The 9,462-nt window shown below is 44.9% G+C and carries 6 protein-coding genes; 5 read left to right on the top strand and 1 reads right to left on the bottom strand.

Annotated features, from left to right (window positions below):
• Positions 1 to 144: 144 nt before the first annotated feature.
• Complete coding sequence (gene ppk1 / locus K6Y21_RS18415; RefSeq protein WP_233073340.1) at positions 145 to 2,325, bottom strand: polyphosphate kinase 1; 2,181 nt, start codon at positions 2,323 to 2,325, stop codon at positions 145 to 147.
• A 508-nt stretch (positions 2,326 to 2,833) separates the two neighbouring features.
• Here ppk1 and K6Y21_RS18420 point away from each other — a divergent pair.
• From K6Y21_RS18420 to K6Y21_RS18440, 5 genes are all read left to right on the top strand, one after another.
• Positions 2,834 to 5,071, top strand: a complete 2,238-nt coding sequence (locus tag K6Y21_RS18420; protein WP_233073341.1) for an ABC transporter permease subunit — start codon at positions 2,834 to 2,836, stop codon at positions 5,069 to 5,071.
• Positions 5,072 to 5,084: 13 nt separating this feature from the next.
• Positions 5,085 to 6,737, top strand: coding sequence for a phosphate ABC transporter permease PstA (gene pstA, locus K6Y21_RS18425; RefSeq protein ID WP_233073342.1), 1,653 nt, complete (start codon positions 5,085 to 5,087; stop codon positions 6,735 to 6,737).
• A gap of 34 nt (positions 6,738 to 6,771) precedes the next feature.
• On the top strand, positions 6,772 to 7,590 hold the full coding sequence (gene pstB / locus K6Y21_RS18430; RefSeq protein ID WP_233073343.1) for a phosphate ABC transporter ATP-binding protein PstB: 819 nt from the start codon (positions 6,772 to 6,774) through the stop codon (positions 7,588 to 7,590).
• Positions 7,591 to 7,607: 17 nt separating this feature from the next.
• Positions 7,608 to 8,315 (top strand): phosphate signaling complex protein PhoU, encoded by a 708-nt coding sequence (gene phoU, locus K6Y21_RS18435; RefSeq protein WP_233073344.1) that lies wholly within the window; start codon positions 7,608 to 7,610, stop codon positions 8,313 to 8,315.
• An 85-nt stretch (positions 8,316 to 8,400) separates the two neighbouring features.
• On the top strand, positions 8,401 to 9,390 hold the full coding sequence (locus tag K6Y21_RS18440) for a MipA/OmpV family protein (protein WP_233073345.1): 990 nt from the start codon (positions 8,401 to 8,403) through the stop codon (positions 9,388 to 9,390).
• The last annotated feature ends 72 nt before the right edge of the window (positions 9,391 to 9,462 follow it).

Here is a 9,462-nt window from a genome sequence, read left to right on the forward strand (position 1 = left end):
TGGCGCACGAATGTGAGTGGCATCCCTTAATCGATGCTAAATGAAGCAGGATGAATGACAACAAAAAGCGGATGCCTGTTGTTGTCATTAACACTATGAAGGGCGAATGAGCGTGGACGTTTTACGCTCTTTTCTAGCTATTCGCTAGGCCTTTTCTGGCGTTGGCTTTTTCGCTGGCTCTTCGCCTTGTTGGGCCTTTGGCTGGGGTTCATCAGGCGCAGTCGTCGATGCTTGGGTTTGCTCTTGCTCTTTTTGGTATTTGGCGAGCAATTGTTGCTCGCGCTTTTTCAAGTATTCGTAGCAACTCACTTGAGACCGAATTTTACGACGATTACCGCGTTGGACGTATTCATTTTTTTGCTCTTTATCTATCACTCTTGCTTTTGTTGTATCGTTAAATTGGATCTCAAGCAGTTGCTTGATCATGGCGCGTAACTCAGGGTGATAGACGGGGCAGCCCACTTCGATGCGGTTGTCTATGTTACGGGTCATCCAATCGGCGGATGAAATATAAATTTTCTCATCGCCATTATTATGAAAAATAAAGGTGCGAGGGTGCTCTAAGAAGCGGTCAACGATACTGACGATCTTAATGTTTTCACTGATGCCTTCTACACCTGGAACCAAGGCACACATACCACGAATAATCATGCGGATCTTCACGCCCGCAGAGCTGGCGGCGTAGAGTCGATTAACGATGCCTTTATCAACCAAGTTGTTCACTTTCACTGTGATGGCCGCTTTTTTGCCTTGCTTCGCATTGGCTATTTCGGCGTCTATCATGCGATAAATAGAGCGTCTTGCGTTGATGGGCGAAACCAACAAGTGATTGAGTTTTGGTCGGCGGTAAGGGTATTCAATAAAATCAAAAACAGACTCAACCTCTTGAGTTAAATCAGTATTTTTGGTTAGTAAAGCAAAGTCGGTATATATTTGGGCAGTTTTTTCATTGAAATTACCTGTACCTAGGTGGGCATATTTTACCCATTCATCTCCTTCACGACGGGTGATCAAGCAAAGCTTGGAGTGAATTTTTAGGGTAGGTAGGCCAAATACCACTTTAACACCCGCTTGGGTGAGACGTTTAGACCATTTGATATTGGCCGCTTCATCAAATCGCGCCTGAAGCTCAATAACCACGGTGACCTTTTTGCCATTGTTGACGGCATCGATTAAGGAACTCACAATGCGAGACTTATTGGCAACGCGATAGAGGTTGATCTTAATGGTGCTTACCTTAGGGTCAAAGGCTGCCTGACGCAGTAGCTCTGTCACGTAACGAAACTTATGGTACGGGTAGTACAGCAGGATATCGCGCTCGCTGATGGCTTCGAATACCGTGTCGAACTTTTCAAATTGATGGCACGAAAGGGCCGGTAACTTAGGGTTTTCCAAATAGGCGCGGCCCACGTTTGGAAAGCCAATAAAATCTTTAAAATTATGGTAGCGACCACCTGGGATAATACTGTCGTAGGATGAAATATGTAATTTATCCTTGATGAAATCCACCATGTGCAATGGCATTTCACGATCATAAACAAACCTTAAGGGTTCGTTCGTCAAACGTTGTTTTAAGCCCTCTGACATTTGCTCGAGTAAGCCATGCTCTGCCACGTTTTGCATATTGTATTCGGCATCTCGCGTCATCTTGATTGAGTAGGCATGCAGGCTGTCAAATTCGTAAAAACCACGAAATAAATCTTCAATACAAAAACGGATGATATTGTCTAATAAGATCAGTGACTTTTTACGTTTGGTTTGCTCACTAGGCAATTGAATAAAGCGGGGGAGATCATTGGTCGGGACTTCGACTAACGAGTAGGTGGTGTCTTCGCCCTTGCGAATTTCGATCGCCAGGTAAGTGTATTCATCTTTTAGAAACTTGACTAAATCAATACTTTTAGTTAACTCGATGGGGGCGAGATGTCGCAGCAGTTTGGTTTTGAAGTAATTCTTAAGCCAGGCTTGATGATTATCTGAAAGCTGGTTCTCGTTAACTAAAAAAATGTTATGTCTTGCTAGCGCGAGAATGATTTCTTTATAAGTGTTATCAAAATCTTGCTGTAATTTAAGCACCTTGTTTTGAATTTTGATAAGTAAGTGTTTTGCCGTGTCGTCGCCGCCGTGGGCTTGATTGATGATGATGCGACGCTTGACGTCGGCTACCCGTACCTTGAAAAATTCATCAAGGTTATTGGAAAAGATGCCAAGAAAACGCACTCGCTCGACGATGGGTACACTTTTATCCATGGCTTCTTGCAACACACGTTCATTGAACGATAGCCAACTCAATTCCTTTTCGACAAACAGCTTATCTAAACTCACTCTTGACCCCCTGAAAGCTAACCAATAGATGTGCAGGATTTGACAAATAGTAGAAAAACGCGCCGTGTTCACCTGCACTTGTGAACACCATATGGGTCTTCGTTGCCCCGATCTCGATTTGTGTCGAGCCATTGTATGCAAACCACAATGATTTTTTACTGACCTTGTTAGCACAAAATCAGAAATTGGCATGAATTTTTTATGACAGTGGCTGCATTTATCTAGGCTATGGAATAATTATGACAGTTTGATGAACTTTGTCATAAAAGTTTAACCTATTTTTATTTTGAGTTGATTTTTGGAAGGGGTCTCAGTTTTCCGTTTATCCTCAATGTATTCAATCTGTCAGCTTTATTTGCCTTCTGTCAGAGAGTCGCGTTCTTGATTGTTTTGTTGATTTTTTTTCGCTGTGAATTTTTCTTCGGCAACATTTGGTTGTATGTAACAAAAGTGTCATCAATAAGAAATATACTGTGCGCAGTTCAAGAAACCAATTCAGAGGATACCAATGGCAGAGGAATTTTCCCTGTCGCTTGCTGGGAGTCGCAAGCGGTTGGTAAAAGATAAATTAGCGAAGTACAGTGTGACCACTGGTGCAATCATGGTTCTAACCGCACTTTTGCTTATTTTCGTTTACCTTCTTTATGTTGTGCAGCCTATTTTTGAAAGTGCACATATTGAAAAACAAGTCACTTTAGATTTAGCCAAAGCGGATGCTGGCCATGGCAAAACCTTGGCCCTAGGGATGGAAGAGCAAAATGAAATTGCCTACCGATTAACCGATACCGGGTTGATTGAGTTTCTATCCTTGAAAGGTGACAACGCCGGCTCGGTGATCTTATCCGAAAAACTGGCGGGAGAAGTGACGGCATTTAGCCAAACCATCCCTTCAAAAGGCATGATGGTGTATGGCTTTGATGATGGCTCGATTCAAATTGTTCAGCCTGACTTCATGGTGTCTTACCCTAATGATCAACGCCTCATTGAGCCTCGCGTGCTTTACCCTATGGGGGAGGCACATTTACAGATTGATGAGTCGGCCAGTGCGATTAAAAATCTGGCCTTTGAAATGGCTGAAGAGCAAGCGGGTATCGCTGCGGTGATGGCAGATGGCCGTACCGTATTTATGGCATTAACGGCCGAAGAGAACATGATGACAGAAGAAATCACATGGACTCAAGAAAGCACCGTGCTTCCTGATGCACCGGCCAAAGTCGATCAAATATTGTTGCTACCCAATATGCGTAACCTCTATTTACGCAGTGGTAATCGACTTGCCATTTACGATATTTCAGACATAGATGACGTTTCTTTAACCAGCGTCTTAGAGATCAATGCGCCTGGGGCAAACGTGACTAAGGTGCGTTTACTCACAGGGGCCAGCTCCTTGATTGTTGGTAACGATAATGGCGCGATTTCACAATGGTTTGAAGTGGCCAAAGATGGCGAGCGCCGACTGACTAAAATTCGAGACTTTAAAGCGCAAAGCAGCATCATAGATATTGCGCCTGAATATTATCGTAAGGGCTTTTTGACCTTAGATCAGGAAGGCTATTTAGGCATTTTCCACACCACGGGTGATACCCGCTTACTATCTGAAAAACTGTCAGATAAACCGCTGACTGCCTTGGCTATTTCACCTCGTGCTAATGCTCTTTTGGTTGAGCAGGAAGGTAAAATTTCGTTATACGACCTAGAAAACGAACACCCAGAGGTAACCTGGTCTGCTTTGTGGCAAGAAGTTTGGTACGAAGGCTATCCTGAGCCGGATTATGTATGGCAATCGACCTCGGCCAGTGATGAATTTGAACCTAAGCTGAGTTTGGTTCCTATCTCATTCGGTACCATTAAAGCGGCTTTTTACGCCATGTTGTTTGCCGTGCCGATAGCGATTGCGGGTGCGATTTACACGGCCTACTTTATGTCGGCACCGGTGCGCTCAGTGGTGAAACCCACGGTAGAGATAATGGAAGCACTGCCCACGGTTATTCTTGGCTTTTTGGCCGGTTTGTGGCTAGCCCCCATTGTTGAAGAAAATCTGCCTGGCATCGTGATGCTTATCATTGGCCTGCCGGTTGGCGTGCTGATTGCGGCGTTCATTTGGCACAATTTACCCAAGTCTCTTAAGCAAGCGACGCCGGAAGGGGCTCACTCACTGATTCTTATTCCTGTGGTGATTCTAATTGGTTACTTGTCGTTCCAATTCAGTAGCCCAGTTGAGTATTGGTTATTTGACGGTGACGCACGTAAATTTTTAACCAATGAGCTAGGGGTCAGTTTTGACCAACGTAACTCATTGGTGGTGGGTATTGCGATGGGCTTTGCCGTTATCCCTACTATTTACTCCATCGCTGAAGATGCGGTATTTAGCGTGCCAAAACATTTGACCAACGGTTCTTTGGCGCTGGGTGCGACCAATTGGCAAACCTTAGTTCGCGTGGTGATCTTAACCGCTAGCCCAGGTATTTTCTCTGCGGTCATGATGGGACTTGGCCGTGCTGTGGGTGAAACCATGATCGTGCTGATGGCAACCGGTAACACGCCATTGATGGACTGGAGCGTGTTCCAAGGTATGCGTACCTTAGCTGCCAACATTGCAGTGGAAATGCCCGAGTCTGAGGTAGGCAGTTCCCATTATCGAGTGTTGTTCTTAGCTGCCTTTGTATTGTTTATATTCACTTTTTGCTTCAACACCTTGGCGGAATTCGTTCGTCAACGTTTACGCGAAAAGTACTCTAGCCTGTAACTGAGAGATAAAGATGAGAAATTGGTTTAAATCGGGCGCGCCATGGATCTGGATGACCGGCGGTGCCGTCTCTATTAGCTTAGTGGCTGTCGTCGGTCTATTAGTACTCATTGCTTGGCGTGGCTTAAGTTTTTTCTGGCCAAGTGCCGTCTATGAATTTGAGTTAGAAGAGCTCAATGGTCACCGTCATACTGTTATCGGTGAGTTATACGATAGCGAACAAGTCAGTGCCGAGCGGATTTTGTCTTCGGGTGTAAAATTACCTGATGATCATGAGGATGTAATAACACGTTATTTGCTCAAAACCGGTAACCGTGAATACGTGGATTTGGATTTCCGCTGGATCATGGAAACCCAAATAAAAAGCCAGTCAGCCCCCTCTGAGATTGCTGTATTTGAACGCTCTACTAACGGTAACTTTTACGGTTACGTGGTTGGCTTACTTGAAAATGGCGAGCCGGTGAAGGCGCAAGACATGCGTAACGAGCTATTTCAGCGCATGGAGCGGGCGATTGAGCTCAATGATAAGGCCAGTGAATTACAACATGGTCCCATTGGTAAGATTAACTATGAGTTAGAGCGTCTTCGTCTAAAGGAGCGCAGTTACGAGCTTAAAGGTGAGTTAGATGATGCGGCCAAAGCGGAATTTGAAGCGCAGCGTCAAGCCTACCATGATCAATACTTAGGCCTTGAAAAAGAGCTATTTGATTATCGTAACCAAGCATCTCGTGACGCGGTCATCGTGAAAGACATGGATGGGCGTGAAGTCGCTTTACCCATGCAAAAAGTATTGGACGTGCACTTCCCCAATGACATGGGCTTCTTTGCCAAGTTTGGCCGTTGGGTGCATCAGCTGTATAAGTTTGTCAGTGATGACCCGCGCGAAGCGAACACAGAAGGGGGCGTTTTCCCTGCCATTTTTGGTACCGTGTTTATGGTTATGCTAATGGCGGTGATCGTGACACCACTCGGGGTTGTCGCGGCGATTTATTTACATGAATATGCCAAAAAAGGCCCCATCACTAAGATGATTCGTATCGCGGTTATCAACTTAGCCGGTGTCCCTTCTATCGTTTACGGGGTATTTGGTTTAGGCTTTTTCGTGTACATGGTCGGGGGCAGTTTAGACCAGATCTTTTACCCGGAAGCGCTGCCATCACCGACTTTTGGCTCTCCAGGTGTGATTTGGTCAGCCATTACCTTGGCTATCTTGACCTTACCTGTGGTGATAGTGTCAACGGAAGAGGGGTTATCACGTATTCCTTCGTCTGTGCGTCAAGGCTCGTTGGCTCTGGGGGCCACGAAAGCGGAAACCTTATGGCGAATTATTGTGCCCATGGCAAGTCCAGCGATTATGACTGGCTTGATCTTAGCGGTCGCTCGCGCAGCAGGTGAGGTGGCACCACTGATGTTAGTCGGTGTGGTGAAAATGGCGCCAACTCTCCCATTAGATGGTAACTTCCCTTACTTCCATTTAGAGCGTAAGTTTATGCACTTAGGTTTCCACATCTATGATGTGGGCTTCCAAAGTCCAAACGTTGAGGCGGCGCGTCCTCTGGTTTATGCCACGGCATTTTTATTGGTTACTGTGATTGTGGGTCTGAACATGGCCGCCATTGCTATCCGTAACCGTTTACGTGAAAAATTCAGAGCCTTGGATCAATAATCCAGGTCATACAGAACATAAAAAGGTAACACAGATGATTTCAGTCTCAGCAGAAACAGCCAAGGCGCCAGCATTAGATCTGGAGAATTTAACCGAAGCGCAGACCGCATTGGAAATTAATGACCTGAATTTATATTACGGCAGCAAACAAGCCTTATATGATATCAATATGAAGATACCTAAAGGGCAGGTAACGGCGTTTATCGGGCCATCGGGTTGTGGTAAATCAACCTTATTACGTTGTATTAACCGCATGAATGATTTGGTTGATATTTGTCGCATTGAGGGCAGTATCGACTTACACGGCACTAATATTTACGACCGTAATGTTGATGTGGCCGCCTTGCGTCGCCGTGTTGGTATGGTATTTCAACGACCAAATCCGTTCCCTAAATCAATTTATGAAAACGTCGTTTACGGGCTGCGGTTACAGGGTATTAAAGACCGCCGCTCGCTAGATGATGCGGTAGAGCGCTCATTGCGTGGTGCCGCCCTTTGGGATGAAGTAAAAGATCGTTTACATGATAATGCCTTTGGTTTATCGGGCGGTCAGCAGCAGCGTTTGGTTATCGCTCGCGCCATCGCCATTGAACCTGAAGTGCTATTACTCGATGAGCCAACGTCGGCGTTGGATCCTATTTCAACCTTGACCATTGAAGAGTTGATCAACGAGCTAAAAAGCAAGTACACCGTGGTGATCGTAACCCATAACATGCAACAAGCGGCGCGGGTGTCAGATCAAACCGCCTTTATGTATATGGGTGAGTTGATAGAATATGCCGATACCAATACGCTGTTTACTACCCCTCGTTTGAAGAAAACCGAAGACTATATTACTGGACGTTACGGCTAGGCCCGAAGGAGCTATAAATGGAAAACATGAATTTAAACAAACACATTTCGGGCCAGTTTAATGCTGAGCTAGAAAATGTGCGCAACCAAGTTTTGGTCATGGGTGGCTTAGTTGAACAGCAAATGAATGATGCCATTGATGCTGTTCATGACCAAGATAAAGACGTGGCGAAGCGGGTTGTTGAGCGTGATCGCAAAGTGAACTCTCTCGAGGTCTCGATTGATGAAGAATGTACCCGTATTATTGCCAAGCGCCAACCCGCGGCCAGTGATTTACGTTTGGTGATCGCCATTATCAAAACCATTGCCGATCTGGAGCGCATTGGTGATGAAGCTAAACAAGTTGCCCATATGGTGATTGATAACGCCAATAAAACTCAGCCGCCTTTGGTGAGTGTTGAACACATGGGCCGCAATGTCGTGAAAATGCTGCATGAGTCGTTGGATGCCTTTGCCCGCATGGACGTGGAAGCAGCGGTGAAAATCCATGCCTCGGACGCTAAAGTTAATCGTGAATATGAAAGCGTGGTTCGTGAGCTGATGACCTTTATGATGGAAGACCCTCGCTCTATTCCTCATGTGCTTAAAGTTCTTTGGGCTGCGCGTGCGATGGAGCGTGTCGGTGACCGTTGTAAAAACATTTGTGAGTACATTATCTATTTTGTAAAAGGGAAAGATGTACGCCATATTGATAGTGAAGAAATGGAATCTTTGATTAACAAATAGTCAGTGATGAACCAGACAAAAAACGAAGGCACTTGCTTTCGTTTTTTGTATAATCAGCCTCCCACAGCAAGGGGAGATCACTGACGTGCGTGGATATACCGCCTTACTATTTATTGCCAGCCTAATATCTAGCTTTAGCTTCGCTGCTTCCGATTATGCAGACTCACCTTTAGAGTGGGGGGTTGCTATCGGTTTAAGACATGCAGATGTACCATTCTATGCCAATGATAAATATGTTGATGATGTGGTTCCTTTACTCTTTTATCATGGTGAACGGCTCTTTTTGGATGGGGTTACCGCAAGCTACGAGTTGTATCAGGGTGAATCCCTCTATGCCGGAGTTATGGGGAAGTTTAGATTTTTTGATATACCTAGAGATTTTCAAAATCAAATCAATGGTACTGGGTTTGACATGGGGGGGATGGTTGGAATAAACCTTGTGCCGCATTGGAAAGCTCAGTTGGAAGTGTTGACTGATGAGCATTCTCGCTATTACGCCAATCTATATACTCAATACCACTTCACTCATAGTCATTGGGATTTATCTCCATATTTTAATCTTCGTGTAAAAGGTGAACGGTTCAACGACTATTATTATGGCTTGAAGCAGTATCAACTAGGCTCAGGAATTGATCTAAAGGTTGGTACTAAAGGCAGACTCCACCTTTACAAAAACTTATATTTGCTGGGTGATTTGGCTGTGACTCGATTGGATAGCAACAGCTATCACAGCGAGCATATTCGTTCTGTCTCGCAAATGGAAAGCTATATAGGTATCGGCTTGTTTAACCCCCCTTCGCAAAGCCAAAGCTATTTACCCAGCTTACCAAAAGGTTACATTAGGTTCGCTCATGGTTGGGGGACACCTTCAAATATAGGTGAGATATTTAGCTTTAATCGTGAAAAAGATCCCTACAACAATAGCTTAACTTCGGTGTTTTATGGCCATCCATTAGCATCAAAGTTGTTTGATTTCCCCTTTGATATCTACCTTACCTCCGGTTTGATAAGGCATAATAGCCCCCTCTGGCAGGATAGTTGTCACTACTTAAAATTTAACCAGTTGGGGCGTTAAGGCTTGATAGTGCCACGCTATAGTGAAGAACGAAAACAGCAGGTTTTGAACAAGTTATTACCTCCCTTCAAT

Source organism: Motilimonas eburnea (assembly GCF_021295345.1).
Taxonomy (GTDB): domain Bacteria; phylum Pseudomonadota; class Gammaproteobacteria; order Enterobacterales; family CBDFNC01; genus Motilimonas; species Motilimonas eburnea.